The 22,539-nt window shown below is 55.7% G+C and carries 22 protein-coding genes; 10 read left to right on the top strand and 12 right to left on the bottom strand.

Features of this window, described 5'->3' with window-relative positions; genetic code table 11:
- Window positions 1–21: 21 nt before the first annotated feature.
- The 7 genes from gmhB to def all read right to left on the bottom strand — a co-directional run bounded on the left by gmhB (window position 22) and on the right by def (window position 8,127).
- Window positions 22–591: a D-glycero-beta-D-manno-heptose 1,7-bisphosphate 7-phosphatase gene (gmhB, locus tag Q4606_RS13595; protein ID WP_303607850.1), complete on the bottom strand. Its 570-nt coding sequence runs from the start codon at window positions 589–591 to the stop codon at window positions 22–24.
- 3 nt (window positions 592–594) lie between these two features.
- The gene (glyS, locus tag Q4606_RS13590) at window positions 595–2,676 is read right to left on the bottom strand and encodes a glycine--tRNA ligase subunit beta (protein ID WP_303595246.1); all 2,082 of its coding nucleotides are present in this window, start codon (window positions 2,674–2,676) and stop codon (window positions 595–597) included.
- Between the two features lie 2 nt (window positions 2,677–2,678).
- Window positions 2,679–3,683, bottom strand: a complete 1,005-nt coding sequence (gene glyQ / locus Q4606_RS13585; protein WP_303607923.1) for a glycine--tRNA ligase subunit alpha — start codon at window positions 3,681–3,683, stop codon at window positions 2,679–2,681.
- Between the two features lie 224 nt (window positions 3,684–3,907).
- The gene (trkA, locus tag Q4606_RS13580; protein ID WP_303595247.1) at window positions 3,908–5,284 is read right to left on the bottom strand and encodes a Trk system potassium transporter TrkA; all 1,377 of its coding nucleotides are present in this window, start codon (window positions 5,282–5,284) and stop codon (window positions 3,908–3,910) included.
- Window positions 5,281–6,591 (bottom strand): 16S rRNA (cytosine(967)-C(5))-methyltransferase RsmB, encoded by a 1,311-nt coding sequence (rsmB, locus tag Q4606_RS13575; protein ID WP_303607849.1) that lies wholly within the window; start codon window positions 6,589–6,591, stop codon window positions 5,281–5,283. The genes trkA and rsmB overlap by 4 nt, the downstream gene beginning before the upstream one ends.
- 1 nt (window position 6,592) lies before the next feature.
- Entirely contained in the window at window positions 6,593–7,528 is a 936-nt protein-coding gene (gene fmt / locus Q4606_RS13570) for a methionyl-tRNA formyltransferase (protein WP_303595251.1), read from the bottom strand.
- 95 nt (window positions 7,529–7,623) lie between these two features.
- Complete coding sequence (gene def, locus Q4606_RS13565; protein WP_303595253.1) at window positions 7,624–8,127, bottom strand: peptide deformylase; 504 nt, start codon at window positions 8,125–8,127, stop codon at window positions 7,624–7,626.
- 408 nt (window positions 8,128–8,535) lie between these two features.
- On the opposite strand from def, the gene Q4606_RS13560 reads away from it, so the two are divergent.
- The 8 genes from Q4606_RS13560 to Q4606_RS13525 all read left to right on the top strand — a co-directional run bounded on the left by Q4606_RS13560 (window position 8,536) and on the right by Q4606_RS13525 (window position 15,168).
- Window positions 8,536–9,555, top strand: coding sequence for a LysM peptidoglycan-binding domain-containing protein (locus Q4606_RS13560; protein ID WP_303607848.1), 1,020 nt, complete (start codon window positions 8,536–8,538; stop codon window positions 9,553–9,555).
- A gap of 67 nt (window positions 9,556–9,622) precedes the next feature.
- Entirely contained in the window at window positions 9,623–10,777 is a 1,155-nt protein-coding gene (dprA, locus tag Q4606_RS13555; RefSeq protein ID WP_303595257.1) for a DNA-processing protein DprA, read from the top strand.
- Between the two features lie 44 nt (window positions 10,778–10,821).
- Window positions 10,822–11,394 (top strand): L-threonylcarbamoyladenylate synthase, encoded by a 573-nt coding sequence (locus tag Q4606_RS13550; RefSeq protein WP_303607847.1) that lies wholly within the window; start codon window positions 10,822–10,824, stop codon window positions 11,392–11,394.
- Window positions 11,395–11,402: 8 nt separating this feature from the next.
- A complete protein-coding gene (hemF, locus tag Q4606_RS13545; RefSeq protein WP_303607846.1) occupies window positions 11,403–12,338 on the top strand; it encodes an oxygen-dependent coproporphyrinogen oxidase in 936 nt (311 codons plus the stop codon).
- Window positions 12,339–12,341: 3 nt separating this feature from the next.
- Window positions 12,342–13,169: a shikimate dehydrogenase gene (gene aroE, locus Q4606_RS13540; RefSeq protein WP_303607845.1), complete on the top strand. Its 828-nt coding sequence runs from the start codon at window positions 12,342–12,344 to the stop codon at window positions 13,167–13,169.
- 55 nt (window positions 13,170–13,224) lie between these two features.
- Entirely contained in the window at window positions 13,225–13,998 is a 774-nt protein-coding gene (locus Q4606_RS13535; RefSeq protein WP_303595264.1) for a MotA/TolQ/ExbB proton channel family protein, read from the top strand.
- Between the two features lie 4 nt (window positions 13,999–14,002).
- Window positions 14,003–14,836, top strand: coding sequence for a flagellar motor protein MotB (locus tag Q4606_RS13530; RefSeq protein ID WP_303595265.1), 834 nt, complete (start codon window positions 14,003–14,005; stop codon window positions 14,834–14,836).
- A gap of 32 nt (window positions 14,837–14,868) precedes the next feature.
- On the top strand, window positions 14,869–15,168 hold the full coding sequence (locus tag Q4606_RS13525; RefSeq protein ID WP_303595266.1) for a PA4642 family protein: 300 nt from the start codon (window positions 14,869–14,871) through the stop codon (window positions 15,166–15,168).
- 8 nt (window positions 15,169–15,176) lie between these two features.
- On the opposite strand, the gene Q4606_RS13520 is transcribed toward Q4606_RS13525, so the two are convergent.
- Complete coding sequence (locus Q4606_RS13520) at window positions 15,177–16,724, bottom strand: sulfatase (RefSeq protein WP_303607922.1); 1,548 nt, start codon at window positions 16,722–16,724, stop codon at window positions 15,177–15,179.
- An 85-nt stretch (window positions 16,725–16,809) separates the two neighbouring features.
- Complete coding sequence (locus Q4606_RS13515; protein WP_303595496.1) at window positions 16,810–17,346, bottom strand: gamma carbonic anhydrase family protein; 537 nt, start codon at window positions 17,344–17,346, stop codon at window positions 16,810–16,812.
- A 222-nt stretch (window positions 17,347–17,568) separates the two neighbouring features.
- Between Q4606_RS13515 and prlC the strand changes: the two genes are divergently transcribed.
- Together prlC and Q4606_RS13505 are read left to right on the top strand one after the other, a co-directional pair.
- Window positions 17,569–19,614, top strand: coding sequence for an oligopeptidase A (gene prlC, locus Q4606_RS13510; protein ID WP_303607844.1), 2,046 nt, complete (start codon window positions 17,569–17,571; stop codon window positions 19,612–19,614).
- Window positions 19,615–19,671: 57 nt separating this feature from the next.
- Window positions 19,672–19,926, top strand: coding sequence for a YheV family putative zinc ribbon protein (locus Q4606_RS13505; protein WP_303607843.1), 255 nt, complete (start codon window positions 19,672–19,674; stop codon window positions 19,924–19,926).
- A gap of 426 nt (window positions 19,927–20,352) precedes the next feature.
- Here the strand turns inward: Q4606_RS13505 and Q4606_RS13500 are convergent, their stop codons facing one another.
- The 3 genes from Q4606_RS13500 to Q4606_RS13490 form a co-directional block, all read right to left on the bottom strand.
- Window positions 20,353–21,675: a Na+/H+ antiporter family protein gene (locus Q4606_RS13500; RefSeq protein WP_303607842.1), complete on the bottom strand. Its 1,323-nt coding sequence runs from the start codon at window positions 21,673–21,675 to the stop codon at window positions 20,353–20,355.
- 114 nt (window positions 21,676–21,789) lie between these two features.
- Entirely contained in the window at window positions 21,790–22,020 is a 231-nt protein-coding gene (locus tag Q4606_RS13495; RefSeq protein WP_303595272.1) for a DUF1653 domain-containing protein, read from the bottom strand.
- Between the two features lie 67 nt (window positions 22,021–22,087).
- Window positions 22,088–22,537 (bottom strand): group 1 truncated hemoglobin, encoded by a 450-nt coding sequence (locus Q4606_RS13490; RefSeq protein ID WP_303595274.1) that lies wholly within the window; start codon window positions 22,535–22,537, stop codon window positions 22,088–22,090.
- Between the last annotated feature and the right edge of the window lie 2 nt (window positions 22,538–22,539).

The following is a 22,539-nucleotide window of genomic DNA, read 5'->3' as shown; positions in this document are numbered from 1 at the left end:
AACGGCCGGTATTATACGGATTCATCCGTTTTTTACCAGCCCCGGGCCTGATAAAAAGGCATCCGCAAATGCACTGAGGTTGTCGTGGATTGCCACGCTGGCGCCGGGTATTGAGCGGGATTTCAGGTGGCGTTCGGTATCTTTACCGTTGCCGGTGCGGACCAGAACGGGTTGGCAGCCTTCTGCAACACCTGCTTCCAGATCCATGCGGCTGTCTCCGACCATTACTGCACCTTTGAGGTCGTCCAGTTTGAAATGATCACGGATCTGTTTGAGCAGGCCGGTGAGCGGCTTGCGGCATTGGCAGCCATCGTCTGGATGGTGCGGGCAGTAGGCGATGAAACCGATGCTGCCGCCATGAACCTCCAGCAACTTTTCCAGCTTTGCATGCATGGCGTCCAGCACGTCGGTGCCGTAAAACCCCCTCGCAATCCCGGACTGGTTGGTGGCAACGGCGATACGGTGGCCGGCTTTGCAAAGCCGTGCCACCGCCTCGATACTTCCGGGAATGGGTTGCCATTCATCTACAGAGCAGATGTAACTGCCATCATACTTGTTGATGACCCCGTCCCGGTCGAGGATGATCAGCATCGGTCAGCCAGCAGTAGGCAGCAGTGAGATATCTGCGACGCGCAAGAACAGGTTGTGCAGACGATTCAGCAGCGCGAGACGGTTGTTCCGCACGGCTTCATCTTCGGCCATAACCATAACCTCGTTGAAGAAGTTGTCTACCGGCTCCTGCAGGCTCGCCAGTGACTGCAGCGCGCTGGCGTAATCGCCTTGCTCGAACAACGGGAGCACCTTCTCGGCTTGCTGGTCTACCTTCTCGGCCAGAGCTTTCTCGGCCGCATCCTGCAGCAGGTCTTTGTTGACGGTTTCGCCCAGGCTTTCTCCGCCCTGCTTGGACAGGATATTGGAAACTCGCTTGTTGGCGCCGGCCAGAGCTAGAGCCTCCGGCAGCTGGCGGAAGGCTTCCACGGCCTTCACCCGGCGGTCGAAATCCAGCGGACGGGTTGGTCGCCGGGCGTGAACAGCCAGGTACACTTCAGCACTAATGCCACGCTCCTCGTAGTAAGCGCGGAACCGGTCCAGCATGTAATCAACAACACTGGATGCTGTATTGTCTTCGGTGAGTCCGGTGAAGTTTTCTTCTGCCCATTCACAACAGGTTTGCAGATCCAGTGGCAGCTCCCTTTCAATAATGATGCGGAGCACACCCAGAGAGGCCCGGCGCAGAGCGAAGGGGTCCCGGGTTCCAGATGGCGGCTGGCCAATGCCGAACAACCCGACCAGCGAATCCAGACGGTCTGCGATGGCCAGTGCACAACTTGTGAGCGTGGTGGGCAGGCCGTCTTTTGCAAAGCGCGGCATGTACTGCTCATTCATGGCCTTTGCCACGTCGGCTGGCTCGCCGTCGTTGGCTGCATAATACTGGCCCATGATGCCCTGAAGATCGCTGAACTCCAGTACCATCTCAGTGACAAGGTCGGTCTTCGCCAGCATGGCGGCGCGCTCGGCCAGGGCAGGATCACTGCCAATCGCTGCGGCGATTTTCTTGGCCAGCGCTGCTACGCGAACGGCTTTGTCGTAAACGCTGCCAAGTTTTTCCTGGAAAACAATCGGCTTGAGCCTTTCGATGCGGTCTTCCAGGCGGATCTTGCGGTCGGTTTCATAGAAGAACGCAGCATCCGAAAGGCGCGGTCGGATCACCTTTTCATTGCCTGAGATTACCTGCGAAGGATCTTTGCTCTCAATGTTGGCGACGGTGATGAACAATGGCAGCATTGCGCCATCGGTACCTACCACGTGGAAGTACTTCTGGTGCTCCGCCATAGAGGAAATCAGGGCCTCTGCAGGCACTTCGAGGAACCGTTTGTCGAAGCGCCCCATCAGTGGCACTGGCCATTCGTTCAGGCCAGTGACCTCGTCCAACAGGTCTTCATCAATGATTGCTTTCGCGCCGGCTTCGGTCTCAGCAAGGGCGCTGACACCGGAACGGATCTGTTCACGGCGTTTGGCGAAATCGGCAATCACATACCCTTCTTGCTCAAGGACAATTTCATAATCCGCAGGCGTTGGAATGATCAGTGCTTTCGGGCAATGGAAACGATGGCCCCGGGTTTTGTTGCCTGGAGTCAGACCCATGATGGGCGCATCAATAACCTTGTTACCAAACAGCATTACCAGCCAGTGTACCGGGCGGACAAATTCCGTGCGGTGCGCACCCCAGCGCATACGCTTGGGAATTGGCAATGACGCCAGCGACTGTTCAACCAGCCCGGACATAAGATCTACGGTGGGCTTGCCCTGCTCTACCGTGCGATAGACCAGCCAGGCACCTTTATCGGTTTCGAGGGTGTCGAGCTGATCCGGGGTTACACCCAGTGATGTGGCGAAACCGGTAAGGGCCCGAGTCGGGTTGCCAGAATCATCGAAAGCGGCTTTGACTGCCGGGCCTCGCTTTTCAACGGGCTTGTCCGGCTGGGCGTCGGCCAGGTCGCGTATGCGAACCGCCAGGCGGCGCGGTGCCGCAAAGGCTTCTACCTTGCCAAATGCAATGCCCGCGTCTTCCAGGCCTTTGGTAATACCCTGAGTGAATGCTTCAGACAGCGGCTTGAGTGCTTTCGAGGGCAGCTCTTCGACGCCCAGTTCGACCAGAAAATCCTGCTTTGCCATGATTATGCCTTACCCTCTGCCTGTTTTTCCTGCTTCGCTTTTTTACCTTTCTTACCGTTGGCCTTGTTCTCGGCTGCTTCGGCTATGGCCATCACTTCCTGGCGCAGGGCCTCCGGGGCCAACGGGAAGCCGAGCTTGCGCCGGCTGTCGAAGTAGGCCTGGGCAACGGCTCTGGCCAGAGTACGTACCCGCAGGATAAAGCGCTGGCGTTCGGTGACCGAGATGGCGTGGCGGGCATCCAGCAGGTTGAACGTATGAGACGCTTTCAGAACCTGCTCGTAGGCAGGCAGCGCCAGGCCGGCTTCGATCAGCCGGGCACTTTCACGCTCGTGGACATCAAAGCTCTGGAACAGGAACTCGACGTCTGCGTGTTCAAAGTTGTAAGTGGACATTTCCACTTCCTGCTGATGAAACACGTCGCCGTAGGTGACTACACCATCCGGACCTTCTGTCCAGACCAGGTCGTAAACACTGTCGACACCCTGCAGATACATGGCGATGCGCTCAAGACCATAAGTGAGCTCGCCGGTAACCGGGTAGCATTCAAGGCCGCCCACTTGCTGGAAGTAAGTAAACTGGGTGACTTCCATGCCGTTCAGCCAGATTTCCCAGCCCAGACCCCAGGCGCCCAGCGTGGGTGATTCCCAGTTGTCTTCAACAAAGCGGATATCGTGCACCAGCGGATCAAGCCCCAGGGCTCTCAGTGAATCGAGATAGAGCTCCTGAATGTTGTCTGGTGATGGCTTGAGTACTACCTGGAACTGGTAATAATGCTGCAGGCGATTCGGGTTCTCGCCGTAACGGCCGTCGGTGGGGCGGCGGCTTGGTTGCACGTACGCGGCATTCCAGGTTTCTGGCCCGATGGCCCGCAGGAAGGTGGCGGGATGAAAGGTACCAGCCCCTACTTCCATGTCCAGTGGCTGAAGCACCACGCAACCGTGCTGTGCCCAGAAGTTCTGCAGAGCCAGAATCAGGCCCTGAAAAGTCCTGATGTCCGGAGTGCTGATGTTCTTTGCCTTGTCTGTCGCTCTTTCTGTCACTCTTTCTGTCACAACGTTTGCCTGCTGATTCGGTCTGTGTGTAGCCACTCTTCGGCACAATCTCGACTCAATCTCGAGTTAGTATCGAGCCAATATTCAATTTGCTCGCAAGAGGGTCATTCTGAAAAAAGGCGCATTATACGCGCGCCAAACCGGTATTTCTAAGTAGTCTTTATGCTCTTGATTTTGAACTAGAAGAACGTAAGCCCCACGGAGAAGAGCTTTTCAACTTCCCGCACCCGGGATTTGTCTACCAGGAACAGGATGACATGATCATCCGGTTGCACCCGGAGGTGGTCGTGAGCGATCAGTACTTCGTTATGGCGGACGATCGCACCTATGGTCGCACCCTGGGGCAGGTTGATTTCATCCAGCCGCCTGCCGATTACCTTGGAAGATTTGTGATCGCCATGGGCAATTGCCTCGATGGCTTCGGCAGCGCCCCTGCGGAGAGAGTGAACGTTCACAACGTCGCCTCGCCGTACATGGGTGAGCAAGCTGCCGATGGTGGTTTGCTGAGGGGAAATAGCGACATCAATCTCGCCGCCCTGGATCAGATCCACATAGTCCGGGTTGTTGATCAGCGTGAACACCTTGCGGGCACCCAGACGCTTGGCCAGCAAGGATGCCATGATATTGGCTTCATCATCGTTGGTAACGGCGCAGAACACATCGGTGTTTTCGATGTTTTCTTCCAGCAGTATGTCTTTGTCCGCAGCATTACCTTCAAGCACAACCGTTTTGCGCAGGCTTTCAGAAAGCAGAACACAGCGTTCACGGTCGCGCTCCAACAGCTTGACCTGATAGCGGTTTTCGAGAGTGTGGGCCAGGCGCTGACCTATGTTGCCGCCGCCGCATATAAAAATGCGTTTGTAGTTTTTAACCAGGGGTTGCAGTTCACTCATTACCGAGCGAATGTGGTCGGCACCGGCGATGAAAAACACTTCATCGCCATCCTCAATCACCGTATCGCCCTTTGGCATGATGGCGTGATCTTTGCGGAAAATAGCTGCCACCCGGGTATCAATTTTGGGCATGTGCATACGAAAATAAGACAGCTCGCGCCCGACCAGTGGGCCGCCCTCTGTGGCGCGAATGGCCACCAGCCGGACCAGGCCCTTGGAGAATTCCAGTACCTGCAAGGCGCCCGGATATTCAATCAGCCGCGTGATGTGCCGGGTAACCAGATGCTCCGGGCTGATCATGACGTCAATCGGAAAGCCGCCTTCTTTCTGGAAAAGCTTGTTATTGGATATGTAGGCGCTGGCTCGCACGCGGCTGATTTTCGTGGGTGTGTTGTACAGAATGCTCGCAATCTGACAAGCAACCATATTGGTTTCATCGCTGTTAGTAACAGCAATCAGCATGTCGGCGTCTTCGGCATTAGCCTGGCTTAATACCGTTGGATAAGAGGCCATGCCCTGAACCGTGCGAATGTCGAGCCGATCCTGCAGTTCGCGTAGCCGCACCGCGTCAGTGTCGATGACCGTTATATCATTGGCTTCATTGGCCAGATTTTCTGCCAGTGTGCCGCCGACCTGGCCGGCGCCGAGGATCAGGATCTTCATGATTCAGGTTTCTCCAGTACGGCATAGAAAAAGCCGTCATGGCTGGTTGGATCGGGGAGAAGCTGTCGCCCCGCGCCCATGTTTCGACCCCATTGAACCTCTGGCTCAATAAGAACGGCGGTGGTTTGCTGTTTAAGGAACCGCTGGATTATACGGTGGTTTTCCTGGGGGAACACGGAACAGGTCGCGTAGACCAGGCGGCCGCCCGGCTTGAGTACAGACCACATAGCTTCCAGCAGTCCGAGTTGTATAGCCGCCAGGGGCACAACATCGGTTTCCCGGCGCAGGAGTTTGATGTCAGGGTGGCGGCGGATAACGCCGCTGGCGCTGCAGGGAACATCCAGCAGAATGCGGTCGAAGGCCTGGCCGTCCCACCACTGTTCGGTGTCCGCAGCGTCCGCTTGCAGCAGGCTTGCGTGCAAATCCAACCGGTCGAGGTTTTCCTGAACCCGGGGCAGCCGCGCCGCCGACTCGTCGATCGCTACGACTTCGGCAAGCTCTGCCTGGCTTTCAAGAATGGCGCAGGTCTTCCCGCCTGGCGCTGCGCAGGCGTCCAGAACCCTTTGGCCCGGCGCAAGGTCCAGCAGCGTCGTGCAGAGCTGTGCGGCTTCGTCCTGAACGCTGACCGCGCCGTCGGCAAACCAGGGTAGCTGGTCAACCTGAACCGGCCGGGCAAGCTGAATACCCTGAGGTGCAAAGGCGGTCGCGGTCGCTTCAATACCTGCGTCGTTTAACAGCGCGAGATATTCATCGCGGGTAAAACGAAGCGCGTTCACCCTCAATGTCATGGGCGCCTGGGCGTTATTGGCTTCAAGAATCTGCTGCCAATGGTCTGGCCAGTTATGGCGTAACTTTTCCACCATCCAGGCGGGATGGCTGAAGCGGCTGGCATCATTTGCCGGCTCGGGCGCACCTTCGCGCTCGGCAGAACGCAAAACACCATTCACCAGACCGGTGAGATGTGGCTTGTCGAGGGCGCGACAGGCTTCTACGGATTCGTTCAGGATGGCGTAGGTGGCCTGCTGACTGAAGCGCAACTGGAACAGAGCGACCAGCATCAGATGATGAACAACGCGATCCTGCTTCTTCACAGGGCTTTTCAGTCGGCTGTTCAGCTCATTGTCGAGGCGGTGAAACCAACGACAAGTGCCGTAGCAGAGTGCTTGCAGTGCCGGGCGCTCATTTGGCGCAAGTTGCTGCAGAGCCGGCGGCAGGCACTGGGACAAAGACTCACCGTTTTCCACCGCCATCAGCACATTGGCCGCAACGGCGCGCATCGGTTGATCAAGTTGATCATAGCGGTCCATGTCAGCGCAGCTCCTGTCCGGGCAACAGCAATTGTTTGCCGCCATTAATCAGGTCGTTGACGCTTTGGGCGCGGGACCCCGGCAATTGTAGTCGGTTGATGCGCAAAGTGCCGGTGCCACAGGCAACATCAATACCTTCCCGCTCCCGCTTTAACACGGTTCCTGGCGGCTTCTGGCTCTGCTCGTCGATGGCCGTGGCTTCGTGGATCCGCAGGCGTTGCTGCTCCAGATCGGTATAAGTGCCCGGCCAGGGGTTGAAGGCACGAATCAATCGCTCGATGGCCGGAGCGTCTTGCGACCAATCAATGTGACCTTCTTCTTTTGAAAGTTTGTGGGCGTAGCAGGCATCCCCGTCATTCTGGGTTTCACCAATTAGCTTGCTGCTCTCGAGCTGGGTCAAGGCTTCAATAATGGCGTCGCCACCCAATTCAGCAAGGCGGTCGTGAAGGCTGCCGCCGGTATCGGAGGCTTCAATCGCGGTTCGGGATTTCAGCAACATGGCGCCGGTATCCAGGCCTTTGTCCATTTGCATGATGGTAATGCCGGTTTCTTTATCGCCGGCGGCAATAGCGCGTTGAATGGGCGCCGCGCCGCGCCATCGGGGCAACAGCGAGGCGTGAATGTTAAGGCAACCATGGGCGGGGATTTCCAGCACTGCCTGGGGCAAAATCAGCCCGTAGGCCGCAACGATCATCACATCCGGCTGTAGGTTTGCCAGTTCCTGCTGTGCTTCCGGGGTTCTCAGGGTTTCTGGCTGGAATACCGGGATGCTGTTGTCCAGAGCAACCTGTTTGACCGGGCTGGGCTGGAGTTTGCGGCCACGGCCGGCGGGTCGGTCAGGCTGGGAGTATACGCCCACGATGGTGTGATGGGTGCCCAGTAGCGCTTTCAGGGCGCTTGCTGCGAAATCCGGAGTGCCGGCAAAAACGAGTCGCACGGTGTTGGGTCTCTGATTCGTTGAATACGAAAAGACCGGGCCAAGGCCCGGTCCGATACTTTCTATACAATCATCAAACGCCGTTCAGGCATTGATCACGCACTTTGCTTGTGAAGCTTTTCCAGCTTCTTGCGTATGCGGTTGCGCTTGAGGTTGCTGAGGTAGTCGACAAACAGCTTGCCGTTCAGGTGATCCATTTCGTGCTGAATGCAGACAGCAAGAAGGCCTCGGGCTTCAATTTCAAACGGCTTTCCGTCCCGGTCCAGTGCACGGATCATGCAGTGCTCAATCCGTTCAACGTCTTCATAAAAGCCAGGCACAGAAAGGCAGCCTTCCTGCATGGGTTCACGTTCGCCATCGAGCACTTCAACCTGCGGATTGACGAACACCAGGGGTTCACTCTTGTCTTCAGACAGATCCATAACGATGATCTGTTTGTGAACGTCCACCTGTGTGGCCGCCAGACCAATGCCGGGCGCATCGTACATGGTCTCGAACATGTCGTCGATCAGCTTGCGGTCGGCGTCTGTCAGTTCATCAACCGGCTTGGCGATGGTGCGAAGACGGGGATCCGGGTATTCGAGAATATCTAGTATCATAGTGCTCGTACTTTGGCCTGTATGACGAATGCCAGTGTTTCGGGCTGGCACCCTTTTATGACTAATGGTTGTGCCGAACTTTTAACGTTGTCTTTTGTAACCGTGTGAAAGCGATCTCTGAAATGCGACAGCGTACTGCGCAAATTGTTCCTTTCACATTAATATGGGCGGCGTGACGCCTCTTTCGGTACATTATCCAACAATTCGCCGATTGAGTACAAACTGATCAGGCAATAGTTAAAATCTTTTGGAAATGGCATAGAATTTACTGGAAGAACAAAAGATAACATCACAATTTGCGAGACTTCTTCTATAGTAACTTGCATAACAACGTAATAAGCTGCAGACAACTGGCTGCATCCTTACCAGAACTCACAGATTCAAGGCACGCGATCAAGGACTTAGACAATGAGGAAACTGCTGTACGCTCTGGCGGCCACTATGCTGCTAGCAACCTCCTGGGCTCAAGCTGCACCAGAACTGCGGCCTGACCACCCTGAGCGTTACACTGTTGTAAAGGGTGATACTCTCTGGGACATTTCAGGGCGATTTCTGAGCAACCCGTGGTACTGGCCTGAAATCTGGCACGTTAACCCGCAGGTAGCCAACCCTCACCTGATTTACCCGGGTGATCGTCTCGCTCTCGTTTACATCGACGGCAAGCCCCGGCTCACGAAGGTGGCGTCCAACAACGGTTTTGTGAAGTTGTCACCGGAGATTCGCTCGGAGCGGATCGATACACCCATTCCCGCAATCCCTCTCGATGCTATCAGCAGTTTCCTGACCGATACTCGCATTGTCAGCCCTGAGCTGATCAATGAAGCGCCTTATGTTCTTGAAGGCGTAGACGGTCGCATTGTTAATGGCGCTGGTGACCGGGTGTATGCCCGAGGCGAAAAGCCTGCGGATAAAGTGGGTGTATTCCGTCGCAGCACAGAATTTGTTGATCCGGATACCGGAGAGTTTCTGGGTCTGGAGGCGCGCAGCATAGCCCGTGGCGATGTGGCTGCAGAAAACGGTGATGTTCTGACTGTAGATCTGACAAGCTCCAGTGAAGAGGTGCGTGTCGGTGATCGCCTGCTGGTCAATGAAGATCGCCGCCTGACCACCAGTTTTACGCCTAGCTCCCCCAGCGAGAAGATCGAAGGCAAAATGATCTCCGTGGATGGAGGTGTTACTCAAATTGGTCAATACAATGTGGTTGCGATCAACCGGGGCAGCCGTGAAGGGCTGGAAGCTGGCAATGTGATGGCCATTCTGAAAAGCGGCAACCTGGTGCGTGACCCGGTTACCAACGAAACCGTCGAACTGCCTTCCGAGAGAGCTGGCTTGCTGATGGTATTCCAGGTATACGAAAAAATGAGCTACGGCCTGGTATTGCAGGCGACAAGGGCACTATCGGTTGGCGACAAAGTCACCAATCCCTGATCCCTTAGGCGGTTAACCGAAAGCCGGGCCAGGAAGGCCCGGTTTTGTTATTTCCAAGGATGATGCCGTGTTTTCCTCTCCTTCTGCGCAGTGGTTATTTCTTACCTGTTTGCCCAAATTCGGGCGTGCCCGTCGGCGGGCGATGCTTGCGACAACCCCCGATCTCACTGACCTTCTCACGAGAAATCCTGCAACGCTCCGGGCTCAGGGCCTGCATGCTGAAACGGTTGCGGCAATTCTGGCGTGGCAACAGCAAAATGAAGCCGATAGCTCTGTAAAAACCGTCCAGCAGATCCTGGTGGCTTGTGAGCGGCATGGCATAGGTACCGTGAACTGGCAACACCCTGATTATCCGGATGTACTGAGGCACATTCATGATGCGCCACTGGTGTTGTATACCCGAGGTGATCCGAGGCTGTTGTGCTATGAGCAGATTGGCATTATTGGCAGTCGCAACGCCACCCCTGCGGGGTTGGATCACGCCCGACGCTTTGCTGCAGAACTGAGCAACCGGAACCTGCTGGTAACCAGTGGCCTGGCGCTGGGTGTTGACGGCGCGGCCCACGCTGGGGCCCTGGATGCGGGATACGCGACAATCGCCGTTATCGGGTGTGGCCTTGACCGAATTTACCCGAACCAGCATCGTCGGCTTGGTGATCGGGTTATCGAACATGGCCTGATGGTATCCGAATATCCGCCCGGTACGCCCGCCAGAGCTGCTCACTTTCCCCAGCGTAACCGTATTATCAGCGGCCTGAGTCGTGGCATTCTGGTGGTTGAAGCTGGTTTGAAAAGCGGTTCTCTGATTACCGCGAGAATGGCCCTGGAGCAGGGGCGCGAAGTGTTTGCCATTCCGGGGTCCATTCACAGCCCGGTAGCCCGTGGCTGTCACCATCTCATAAAGCAGGGCGCACGGCTGGTCGATACGGTTGACGATATCCTGGAAGAACTTGGCGCCTGTTGGTCACTGCCTGCCGTTCGCGAATTGCCAGAGCAGTCTGGCATTCAGCCTGGGGCTGAAAGCCGGGATGCTGGCCCTTTGGCTGCACTGGACAACCGGGAAATCGCGGTGTTTGAGGCATTAGGGTATGATCCCCAATCAACTGATGCACTGTGTTCGGCAACCGGTCTTCCGGCCGATCAACTCGTTCAGTCTCTGCTGCTACTGGAGCTTGAAGGCTTGGTGAGTTCTGCACCCGGAGGTTTCCAGAAAATCGCCTGAGCCTGGTGTGATGATTTATTTCGTTTTGGTCTGACTAAATCAACATGGCTGTGCAAAATCCTTTAAATGATCAGCAGTTACAGCTTGCCCGCAGTACAATTCTGCAAGGCGGTGTTATCGCCTATCCGACCGAGGCTGTCTGGGGTCTTGGATGTGACCCCTGGAACCTTCAGGCAGTAACACGCATTCTTGAACTCAAGAACCGCCCGGTGGAAAAGGGCCTGATTCTGGTAGCGGCGTCTGTGGAACAGGTCCGCTTTCTGCTCGACCCTTTGCCTGAAGAGCTTCAGCAGGCGGCGCTGAGCCAGTGGCCCGGCCCTGTTACCTGTTTGTTGCCGGATGTGAACAAGCAGATTCCTGAGTGGGTACGTGGCAGTCATAGCTCTATTGCTGTCAGAGTCAGTGAACACCCCGTGGTTAAAGCCCTTTGCGAAGGCGCCGGCATGCCTCTGGTCTCCACATCGTGCAATCCCGCAGGGCAAGACCCTGCCCGTGACGCCCAGCAGGTTCGCGATTACTTTGATGACCGGCTCGACCAGATTGTGCCGGGCGCACTTGGCGGTAACCGGAAACCCAGCCGCATTATTGATATTGTCAGCGGCGAACAGCTTCGTTAGGAGAATCCATGCCACAGCAACCGGATATTCATGCGGTTAAACAGTATCTGCTTGGCTTGCAGGACAGCATATGCCAGCGCCTGGAGGCGCTGGAGGGTGGTGCAGAGTTCGTTCGCGACGCCTGGGATCGCCCCGAGGGCGGCGGCGGTGTAAGTCGTGTTATCAGCGATGGCAGAGCCTTTGAAAAAGGTGGGGTCAACTTCTCCCATGTGATGGGCGACACCATGCCTGCATCGGCCACGGCGCACCGGCCTCATCTGGCTGGTGCGCCCTGGCAGGCCATGGGCGTCTCTCTGGTGATTCACCCGAATAACCCATACGTGCCTACATCTCACGCCAATGTGAGGTTCTTTATCGCGACTCCGAAGAATAGCGAACCGGTTTACTGGTTTGGTGGTGGCTACGACCTCACACCCTATTACGGTTTTGATGAAGACTGTGTGCACTGGCATAAGACTGCTGAAGCTGCGTGTGCGCCGTTTGGCGAGGACACTTACCGTCGTTACAAAGACTGGTGCGATGATTATTTCTATTTGCGCCACAGAGACGAGCCAAGAGGCGTCGGCGGGCTTTTCTTCGACGATCACAACACCGGCGATTTCGAAAAGGATTTCGGGCTGATGAAATCTGTGGGCAATAGTTATATTGAAGCATACGAACCCATTGTAAGGCGCCGGATGGACCAGGCATATGGTGAGCGCGAGCGTGATTTTCAGCTATACCGGCGCGGTCGCTACGTTGAGTTCAACCTGGTTTATGACCGTGGCACCCTGTTCGGACTGCAGTCTGGTGGGCGCACAGAGTCCATTCTGATGTCGCTGCCACCCCTGGTGCGTTGGGATTACAGTCGGGTACCGGAAGCGGGCAGTGAAGAGGCGCGTCTGACGGACCATTTTCTCACCGGGCGGGACTGGTTGGCAGATAACACATCGCAAGAGGGGTAGATTATGAGTAATGATCTTTATGCGGTGGTCGGGCACCCGATTGGCCACAGCAAATCACCGAGAATTCACAGTTTGTTTGCCTCGCAAACCGGTGAGCCGGTGGAATACACCGCAATTCAGGCGCCCCTTGATGATTTCACGACAACGGTTCGCCAATTCTTTGAGGGTGGCGGCAAGGGTCTTAATGTCACGGTTCCCTTCAAGGAGCAGGCCTGGCGACTGGCGGAAAGCCGTACTACCAGAGCTGAAAAGGCGGGCGCAGCCAACACCTTGTATCACAACAGTGAAGGGCAACTGGTAGCCGACAATACCGATGGCTGTGGGCTGGTTCGGGATCTGATGAGCAACCATGGCGTTAAGCTCGAAGGTGCCCGGATACTGGTTCTGGGCGCAGGTGGTGCCGTGCGTGGCGTTTTGGGCCCACTGCTGGCACAAAAACCCGCCAGCCTGAAGATTGCTAATCGTACTGTGGCTAAAGCCGACGCACTGGTCGCCCTGTTTGCCGATGAGGCCGGCGCTGCCGATCTGAGTGCCTGCGGATTCGATGAGCCGGATCAGCCATTCGACGTCATTGTTAATGGCACCAGTGCGAGCCTGCAGGGTGACTTGCCACCCCTTCGTGCAAATGTGATCGCGGCTGGCACAGTCGTCTATGACATGATGTATTCTTTGCAGACAACCACGTTTAACCAGTGGGCTCTGGATAACGGTGCTGTCGAGGTATTTGATGGTTTGGGAATGCTGGTTGAACAGGCAGCCGAGTCGTTCCGGGTCTGGCGGGGCGTGTACCCGGAAACAGCGCCGGTTATTGATACATTGCGGAATGACTAAAATCGTACTTCGCAGCCAGACCAGTCACAGAGACCATAATCCATAAGGGCTATATATGGACATTCTTACCCTCGTAGGGCTTGTCGCCGGTATTCTGATTGTTATTCTGGCGATGCTGGCAAACGCTTCAATTCTGACCTTTCTCAATCTGCCGGGCCTGGCCATTGTTATTGGCGGCACCTTTGCGGTAACGCTCATAAAGTTCCGGCTATCCTCCGTGATGAGCGCCTTCCGTCTGGCTATGAGCGCTGCGTTTACTGACAGGGTCGAACGACCTACGGAGCTGATCCGCGAAGCGGGGGCGCTGGCTCTGGTCGTTCGGAAAGAGGGTGTTCTGGGCCTGGAAAATCATCGGACCGGCAATGAGTTCCTGCAAAAAGCCATCAATCTGTGTGTGGATGGCCATCCACCGGAACTGGTTGAGGAGGCGCTGGCTCAGGAATCCCAGCAGATGGCAGAGCGCTACGAAGTCGCTGAGCGGGTCTTCCGGGGCATTGGCGAGTCTGCGCCGGCTATTGGCATGCTGGGCACCCTGGTGGGTCTGGTGCAGATGCTTAACTCGCTGGATGACCCCTCCTCTATCGGCCCGGCTATGGCGATTGCCTTGCTGACAACACTCTACGGCGCTTTCATCGCCCAGTTGATAGCGCTTCCTCTGGCAGACAAGCTTCAGCTCAAGGCCGAAGATGAAAGCCGCAATCAGGTTCTGATTATCACCTCCATGCGCAACATCATGCGCGGGGAAAATCCGAGGGTGATGACAGAAATGCTTTCCTCGTTTGTAACGCCAGATCAGCGCAGAGCTCTGGTGCCGGAGCGGGAGGTCTGAAGCTTTGCAAACGCTCCGGAAAGCCAGCAAGCCGCGGCAAAAAAACCAGACGCCTGCGTGGATCGTTACCTTTGCCGATCTTGCAACGCTGTTGCTGACGTTTTTTATTCTGTTGTTATCATTCGCGGAAATGGACATCGAAAAATACAAAGCTATGGCGAACTCCATGTCCGTGGCTTTTGGTTCTGCCAATGTGCTGTCTGACAACATTGGCGGTTCGCCAATTACTTTGGTGGAATCAGACACCGTATCCCTGCCAGAACCCACAGAAACGCAGGTGCGGGAACCTGAATTTATCGATGAGCGTGCGCCGGACTCCGCTGATACGGTTATCTCCAGTGGCGTCATAGATCTGGCCAGCAGAATGATCGGTGAACTGGAGAGTGAAGTGGCCTCCGGAGCTTTGAGCGTAAACTACGATAAAGATAAAGTGGTGATCCGCTTCTCGGAAGAAGCAACCTTCCGCTCCGGGGAGGCTGCCATTAAACCGGAGATGATTCCTATTATTGAGCGGGTAGTTGGTGTGCTGGCGGGCTGTACCGGTGATGTTCTGGTTTCCGGTTATACAGATGACAGGCCCATTTCCAGTAGCCGTTATCGCTCCAACTGGGACCTTTCCGCGGCACGTGCGGTATCTGTTGTGCACGAGCTTGTCATGAGTCAACAGGTGCCCGCTGAGCGCGTCGTCGCAGCTGGCCGTGCGGAAACAAACCCCCTTGCAGCAAACGATACGGCGGAAAACCGAGCGCTGAACCGTCGGGTGGAAATAGCCATTCGCGACCCCGAGTGCGACGAATCCATCTCCACCGGAGACCTGCCGGTGGAGATTCTGCCCTGAATAGAAAATTCCTGAATAAGGAGAGTGTGAATATGAGCGGTCCGGATAAGCCCAAAGTCATCGGTGAAGAGTGGAGTGACGAGCGCGTAAAAAGCTTTCTGGTGGCTCCACCCGAAGGTGAGGGCTCAGATTACAATACGTTGCTAAAAGCTTACCAGGCTATGGTAGCCGGCGATTTCGAACGGTTTGTGGGCTTCTTCGTGGACGCGGGTCGGGATCTCAACGCGGTGAATGAAACCGGCGAAACCATACTGGACAGAGTCAGCGAGCATCATAAAAGCCAGGATTATGCCCGCGTCCTGAAAAACGCGGGAGCCACAAAAAGTTCTTGAGGTCGATTTCAGGGGTTGCCAAAGTGCTTGTGCAGAAATGGCCGTAATTGGTTCATGGGTGCACCGGTAGCCTGAAGGTCTGGCCTGGTGCCGGGCTGGAATCCCGGCAGCTCTCCGGAAAGAAAGGGTGTAACCAGCCCGGGATCTCCGCTGATGATGTGAACGATGACATCCCGGCTGGCGTTCTCGCCGGTTATCAGTGGGGCGGGTTGGTGGTCGCCAAGAATGATCATCAGTGTGTTCTCTTCTACATACCTGGTTGCGAAATTACTGGCAACGTTCAGGGCATAGTCTATTGCCTTGCCATAGTGGTCGCGGACGCGTTCGGTATCACGCCAAAGCGACGCGGGTGCTTCTCCCGCACCTCTCCAGCGCTCGAAAACTTCTCCGTCGCCAATAGCCTCCCAATCAGCGAGAACCGGCAGAACAGGAACCCAGGGAGCATGGCTGCTGATCAGCGCAAGTTCGACAAGCAAGGGCTCGGGCGTGCGCTCGCGCAGTTGCTGCAGCCAGCGCCAGGTGTATTGATCCGGCATGGTCACCCAGTTGAAGGCAGGCCCCCGATAACCCATATTGTCATGATCATAGATATATTCGTACCGGAGAAGCCGGCCCTCGGGCCAGGCTCGAGTAATGGCCGGCATCACTGCCACAGTTTTATGGCCGGTGCCGCGAAAGTCGTCGACCAGCGTGGGGTAGTTGCTGCTGAGGAGGGTCTCGTAGGCGAGCTGATTTTCAATCCATTGCCCGCTGAGCACCGAGAGATGTCCAAGCCATGACTGCCCACCTTGTACAGGAGATTGCAGCCGCCCGGTCACAATGGTCAGGCCTGCGGAATCCAGTTCCTGCTCCATTAACTCCAGGCGCTGGTCGATCAGCATGCGATAGCGATCATCCGTCAGGGTAGATATACCATAGGACTCGATAAAGCCGAGGATGACATCCCTGCCGGCCAGCTGTGTGAGTGGTTGGGCGGTTCGGCTCGTCTCCGGCTGATTCCGAAGTTGCTCGACAAAAGCTTCAGTCGTCTGGTGGGTATGGGTCATCAGGGATGCCTGGTTGGCCATGAATGCCAACGCCGGACTACCGATAAAGGGCGTTATCGCGCCAGCTATGACCAGGCCGCTCACAAACAACAGTGGCTTGCCGAAGCCCGCCGATGAGTGATACTGAATACGTTTCAGGCATACATGGAACAGCCACCCCAGACTTGCCAGAAAGCCCACGAGAAGCAGTAGAGCCAGAGCCGCTATCACTGAACCCAGATTGGTCTCCAGAAGATTCCAGGCAGCGCCCAGCAACCCTGCTTCCAGATACAGATTCAGCCCCCGACCCAGACTCTCGCGAACCAGCGCATCCACCAAAACCAGGAAAGCCAGAGAGCTGTAGATGACCGCCAGGGTTATCGTAAATCGATTCTGGCGGTAGCGGCGCGGCAACAGGCAAAGCAGCGCCCAGAGAGCGATTGCTTCAATCGAAAGCCAAGGCATGGATCCCGGCAAGGCGATAGCCGGGATCAGAAGCAGACTGTTAAGAAGCAACAACCAGAACAGCATCACAACGCACGTTCTCCACCAGGGTTCGCGGATAGAAGGTATACGGCGTGGGACTGCTGTTCAGACCACAGTTCGGGTCGTGCGCTCAGGCCTCGGAAAGATACTCATCTTTGAGACGTACATAATTTGCAGCGGTATATGCAAAGAAACTACGTTCATTCTCCGAGAGTGCTCTCGCCTTTTTACAGGGAGAACCCACGTAAAGGTGGCCGGACTCGAGCGTTTTCCCTGGAGGCACCAGGCAGCCAGCGGCAACAATCACCTCATCTTCTACGGTTGCGCCATCCATGATAATGCACCCCATACCTACCAGCACCCTGCTGCCAATCGTGCAGCCGTGCAATAACGCCTTATGCCCCACGGTAACGTCGTCGCCCAGAATTAGCGGATAACCACCCGGGTTATAATCACTGGCGTGGGTAATATGAAGCACAGAGCCGTCCTGAATACTGCAGCGGTCGCCAATGCGAATCTTGTGCATATCCCCGCGCACCACAGTCATCGGCCAGATGGAGCAATCATCACCGGTTTTGACATCGCCGATAACCACGGCACTGGGATCCACCAGAGTGCGTGCTCCGAAATTTGGCGTGGTACCCTTGTGAGAACGTACATTCGTCATTACATATACTCGATAGATGAGATTACTCCCCGAGATCGGGGAGTCCGGATGGAAGCCCTTTCCAAAACCGTGCGGAGCCATGGATGGCGGAGCCGAGCCTACAGGGAGGTATTCACGGCGTGTTTTGGAAAGGGCTTCCATCCGGACTCCATTTCCGGGCCCAATAGCTAAGCGTTACTCGTGTCACGCTACTTTACCAACTCATTGCTGAGAAGGGGATCCATGAATAACCCGTTGCTGACAGATGATTTGCTGCCAAAGTTTGACCATATCCGCACAGAGCATATGGAAACGGCCATTGACCAGATTCTCAGCGAAAACCGAATGAAAATTGCGAGCCTGGCCCAGAACGAAGATCCTGATTGGGACACTCTGGCGCAGCCTATGCAGGCTCTTGATAACCGGCTCAGCAATGCATGGTCGGTGATCTCGCACCTGAACGGCGTCATGAACAACGACGACCTGCGCAAAGTCTACAAAAACTGCCTGGAAAAGCTTACCGAGTACGGTACGGAAGTCAGCCAGAATGCCGCCCTGTGTGAGGCCTACAAAAAGCTTGCAGCAAGGGATGATTTCAGCGAGTTGAGCGAAGCCCAGCGAAAAGCAGTTGATAACACCTTGAGAGACTTTCATCTTGGTGGCGTAGACCTGCCGGACGAGCAGAAAAAGCAGTATGCGGCCCTGTCCCGGGAGCTGGCAGAATTGACCAACCGGTTCAGCGACAATGTACTGGATGCCACTCAGCACTGGTTTAAACACATCACGGATATAGTAGAACTCGCCGGCCTACCGGAATCTGCCATCGACGGTGCCAAACAGGCCGCTAGCCAGAAAGAACTCGATGGCTACGTGATCACCCTGGACTTCCCCAGCTTCTTTCCGGTTATGACCTACGGCGACAACCGTGAGCTGCGCCGCGAAGTATACGAAGCTTTTGTCACCCGGGCATCCGACGTAGGGCCAGATGCCGGAACCTGGGATAACACCCAGGTGATGGCCGAAATTCTCAAGCGCCGCCATGCCCTGGCCAAACTACTTGGCTTCAACAATTATGCGGAGCGCTCATTGGCCACCAAAATGGCCAGGGACTCCGATGAGGTGCTGAACTTTCTTACGGAGCTGGCAGCAAAATCCAAACCCGTTGCTGAGAAGGATTTTGCCGAGCTCAAGGCGTTTGCCAAAGACGAACACGGCCTTGACGACCTGAATGCCTGGGATGTCGGCTACTACAGCGAGAAACTCCGCCAGCAACGCTACGATATCTCGCCTGAAACCCTTCGTCCCTGGTTCCCGGCGGACAAGGTTGTGCCGGGTCTGTTCAAGGTGGCGGAAAAGCTGTTCGACATACAGATTGAAGCGAAGCCTGAGGTAGAAACCTGGCACGAAGACGCCACCGCCTACTGCATCAGCCGTAACGGCGAGCCGATTGCCTGGTTTTACTTCGACCTGTTTGCCCGCCAAGGCAAGCGCGGTGGAGCATGGATGGCAGACTGTCGGGTGCGCTGGCGCAATCAGCGCGGCACCTTGCAATTGCCGGTGGCTTTCCTGACCTGTAACTTCACGCCGCCGGTGAACGGCAAACCGTCGCTGCTCACCCACGACGAAGTAACTACCCTGTTCCACGAGTTTGGCCACGGATTGCATCACATGCTGACCCAGGTGGAAGTCATGGATGTGTCCGGCATCAACGGCGTGGCCTGGGATGCGGTGGAGCTGCCCAGTCAGTTCCTGGAAAACTGGTGCTGGAATCCGGATTCTTTGGCATTGATTGCCAGCCATTACGAAACGGGAGAGCCTTTACCGGAAGATTTGCTGCAGAAACTATTGGCGGCCAAGAACTTCCAGTCAGGCATGGCCATGGTGCGACAGCTGGAATTCTCCCTGTTCGATTTCCGCCTGCATGCGGAATTCACGGAAGAAGTCCCGACCAATCCGCTGCACATGCACCGCAAAGTGCGCGAAACCATCGCCGTGGTGGAAGCTCCGGAATTCAACCGCTTCCCGAACGCTTTCTCGCACATCTTCGCCGGCGGTTACGCGGCAGGCTATTACAGCTACAAGTGGGCGGAAGTGCTGGCTGCAGATGCCTTCTCGCTGTTCGAGGAAAAGGGCATCTTCGACTCGGAAACCGGGCGTGCGTTCCTGCAGAACATTCTGGAAAAAGGCGGATCACAGGAGCCGATGGAGCTGTTCAAGGCGTTCCGCGGCCGTGAGCCTCAGGTGGATGCTCTGTTGAAGCAAACCGGCATCACAAACGAAGCGGCCTGATCCAATCCTCTCCGGTGGTCGTTAAAGCCACCGGAGATTCCATTGTGGAGATACATTATGGCAAGCCCGAAACGTTTTATAGCCGGTGCGGTTTGTCCCCGCTGTGCGGAGATGGACAAGATCAAGATGTTTACCGACGATGACGGTGAGCAGATTCGTGAGTGTGTGGCTTGCGGTTTTACCGATGCGGTATCGGATGCCGAAAAGCCTGCAGAGCCTGAGTTGGAGACCCGGGTTAACAAGCGCGGCAATGAGGATGATCATACGGTTAAGCAGGTTGTTTTTTTTAAGGCTGGGTCTTCTGAGGACTAGTAACTTTTAAGACTGAAGCCTGTGATTTGAGGGGAGTACGAGGTCGCGGCGATATATTTTTCTTCTGGGAAAAAACAACTCGCTGCGCTCAGACATTTTTTTCCCGGCAGAAAAACATCTCCCCACACCCTCTTGTTCTCACTGCATGGGTAACTCGTTTAAAAGATCAGGAAGTTCGGTTCAGTACGGCTTGGTTCCAAGTTTTCAGTGTCAGCTGCTGACCGCCAATACAGTGATTCAGAGAACACTCGTCCTCCCCGTCTTTCCCCTACGATATCTGTATTGTTTAACGCGAGGGTGCGGGGGTACTTTCTGGCGGAAAAAAAATGTTTGAGCGCAGCGAGTTGCTTTTTTCCAGAAGAAAGTACCCCCGTGGCTTCGCATCCTCCAAACCTGCAGGCTACGAAACGAAGGCAAACTCCAAACTTAAAGAACCATAGCCGCCAACCACCCAAAGCCCAGCAACGGCAGATTGTAGTGCAGGAACGTGGGCACCACAGAATCCCAGATGTGGTTGTGCTGGCCGTCTACGTTCAGGCCGGCGGTGGGGCCTAGGGTGGAGTCGGAGGCCGGGGAGCCAGCATCGCCCAGTGCGCCGGCGGTGCCGACGAGGGCAACGATAGCCAGGGAGCTGAAGCCCATTTCCAGTGCCAGGGGCACGTAAAGGGCTGCAATGATAGGGATGGTGGAGAAGGATGAGCCAATCCCCATTGTGATCATCAGGCCAACAACCAGCATCAGTAGCGCGGCCATGGGTTTGTTGCTGCCAATCACGTCTACCGAACTTTGCACCAGAGTTGCGATCTCACCGGTTTCGCGCATTACTTCAGCAAAACCCGAAGCAGCGATCATTATGAAGCCGATCATGGCCAACATCTTCATGCCTTCCGTAAACAGATCGTCAGCTTCTTTCCACTTCACTACGCCAGAAAGGTTGAATAGCAGGAAGCCTGCCAGCGCCCCCAGAATCATTGAGCCGAGCCAGAGCTGAACCACGAAGGCAACCACAATGGCAATAACGGCCATGATCAGCGTGCCAGAGCTGTAAGACACGTTTACGCGCTCAGTGCGGGTAATGGCTTCCAGATCGTATTCACGTTCGCCGCGGTAGGTAAAGAACACTGCAACCAGAAGGCCACAGAGCATACCCAGAGCTGGCAGCGCCATGGCGTGCATAACACTCAGGCCTTCTGTTTCGCCGCCGTTGGTGCTGATTTTGGCCATCAGGATGTCGTTCAGGTAAATACTGCCGAAGCCGATGGGCAGGAACATGTAAGGGGTGATCAAACCGAAGGTGAGCGCACAGGCAACGAGCCGGCGATCCATTTTCAGTTTGGCCATCACGTAGAGCATGGGTGGAACGACCAGCGGGATGAATGCAATGTGGATAGGCAGGATGTTCTGTGACGACAGAGCAATAAGGATCAGCACGCCGATGATCATGAAGCGCACGCTTTTGGCCGCCGCGTTGTTTTCCTGCTGGCCGACCATGGCAAGGGTTTTGTCTGCCAGAGCGTGGGCCAGTCCGGATTTGCCGATAGCAACCGCGAAGGCGCCGAGGGTTGCATAGGAAAGCGCGACGGTAGCACCGCCGCCGAGGCCGTTGTTAAAGGCTTCAATGGTGGCTTCCAGCGACATTCCGGCGATAAGGCCACCAGAGACGGCACCTACGATAAGGGCAACAACAACGTGGATGCGGGCCAGGCTCAATACGAGCATGATCAGCACCGCGGCAACAACGGCATTCATGGAAGACTCCGGGTACGCGTAGTGGGTTATCCCGCCCTCTTGCGAAGGCGGGAATCATGAAAGCGCGGTAATTTGCAGTAATTGGCAGGCTTAGTCAAAGGTCTTGTGTAATGGTCAGGCTTTATCAATACGTGCGAAACGTGGGACCTGCTCTCCTGCAAGGTTTACGGTTTCGCGGAACATGCTGAGGGGGCGGACCCAGAGGCTGTAGTCGCCGTACAGACAGCGATAGACCACCAGTTTTTCTTCGGTTTCGCTGTGGCGGGCAATGTCGATTACTTCGTAATCTTTGCCCTTATAGTGCCGATAGCGGCCGGGGCGGATCTCGTTCTTTTTTTCAGTCATTCCGGTATCGTGCCTCGTCATGTCATTCCCGATTCTGGTTGTTTCTGACTTTTGGTCGTTCCGATTGTCATAGATGGCGAATATCCGGGTAAAGAGGTAATAGTCGCTTGATCAGACGATTCTGTGCGGCTGTTGGTATATTGTTGTCTTCCATGGCCAGAATAAGGTTTTCTGCCAGAGCGTTAAACTGGGTATCTGTAATCCCCATAGCTGCATGCAACTCGCGCATTTCACGCCCGGTATACTTACAGGGGCCGCCACTGAGCTCACACAGCTGATCGGTAAGGTTGCGATGAAACTGCGCAACGTCCATACCCTTGAACTGCTCATTAATGCGTTCGTCGTCCACGATAAGGTAAAGCAGGTCTTCTACCACGTCGGCGATACCGGCGCGTTCACCCAGCTGCAGGTACAGGCTGTTGTCCGACTCGTTGTGAAGGCTCTGGCAACCGCCTGCAAGGAGGCTTGCCATAATCATGAGTGCGGCCATATACATCTTTGTTTTGCTCGGGCGCATTG

Source organism: Marinobacter sp. 1_MG-2023 (assembly GCF_030549045.1).
Taxonomy (GTDB): domain Bacteria; phylum Pseudomonadota; class Gammaproteobacteria; order Pseudomonadales; family Oleiphilaceae; genus Marinobacter.
The sequence above is the reverse complement of the archived record's forward strand: the minus strand, read 5'-3'. Positions and strand labels throughout refer to the sequence as shown.

Bases quoted from the DNA above. Each gene is read 5' to 3' on its own strand.
- gmhB (WP_303607850.1), bottom strand. From the start codon at position 591: ATGCTGATCATCCTCGACCGGGACGGGGTCATCAACAAGTATGATGGC.
- glyS (WP_303595246.1), bottom strand. From the start codon at position 2,676: ATGGCAAAGCAGGATTTTCTGGTCGAACTGGGCGTCGAAGAGCTGCCC.
- trkA (WP_303595247.1), bottom strand. From the start codon at position 5,284: ATGAAGATCCTGATCCTCGGCGCCGGCCAGGTCGGCGGCACACTGGCA.
- rsmB (WP_303607849.1), bottom strand. From the start codon at position 6,591: ATGGACCGCTATGATCAACTTGATCAACCGATGCGCGCCGTTGCGGCC.
- def (WP_303595253.1), bottom strand. From the start codon at position 8,127: ATGATACTAGATATTCTCGAATACCCGGATCCCCGTCTTCGCACCATC.
- Q4606_RS13560 (WP_303607848.1), top strand. From the start codon at position 8,536: ATGAGGAAACTGCTGTACGCTCTGGCGGCCACTATGCTGCTAGCAACC.
- Q4606_RS13550 (WP_303607847.1), top strand. From the start codon at position 10,822: ATGGCTGTGCAAAATCCTTTAAATGATCAGCAGTTACAGCTTGCCCGC.
- hemF (WP_303607846.1), top strand. From the start codon at position 11,403: ATGCCACAGCAACCGGATATTCATGCGGTTAAACAGTATCTGCTTGGC.
- aroE (WP_303607845.1), top strand. From the start codon at position 12,342: ATGAGTAATGATCTTTATGCGGTGGTCGGGCACCCGATTGGCCACAGC.
- Q4606_RS13535 (WP_303595264.1), top strand. From the start codon at position 13,225: ATGGACATTCTTACCCTCGTAGGGCTTGTCGCCGGTATTCTGATTGTT.
- Q4606_RS13525 (WP_303595266.1), top strand. From the start codon at position 14,869: ATGAGCGGTCCGGATAAGCCCAAAGTCATCGGTGAAGAGTGGAGTGAC.
- Q4606_RS13520 (WP_303607922.1), bottom strand. From the start codon at position 16,724: ATGCTGTTCTGGTTGTTGCTTCTTAACAGTCTGCTTCTGATCCCGGCT.
- Q4606_RS13515 (WP_303595496.1), bottom strand. From the start codon at position 17,346: ATGACGAATGTACGTTCTCACAAGGGTACCACGCCAAATTTCGGAGCA.
- prlC (WP_303607844.1), top strand. From the start codon at position 17,569: ATGAATAACCCGTTGCTGACAGATGATTTGCTGCCAAAGTTTGACCAT.
- Q4606_RS13505 (WP_303607843.1), top strand. From the start codon at position 19,672: ATGGCAAGCCCGAAACGTTTTATAGCCGGTGCGGTTTGTCCCCGCTGT.
- Q4606_RS13500 (WP_303607842.1), bottom strand. From the start codon at position 21,675: ATGAATGCCGTTGTTGCCGCGGTGCTGATCATGCTCGTATTGAGCCTG.
- Q4606_RS13495 (WP_303595272.1), bottom strand. From the start codon at position 22,020: ATGACTGAAAAAAAGAACGAGATCCGCCCCGGCCGCTATCGGCACTAT.
- Q4606_RS13490 (WP_303595274.1), bottom strand. From the start codon at position 22,537: ATGCGCCCGAGCAAAACAAAGATGTATATGGCCGCACTCATGATTATG.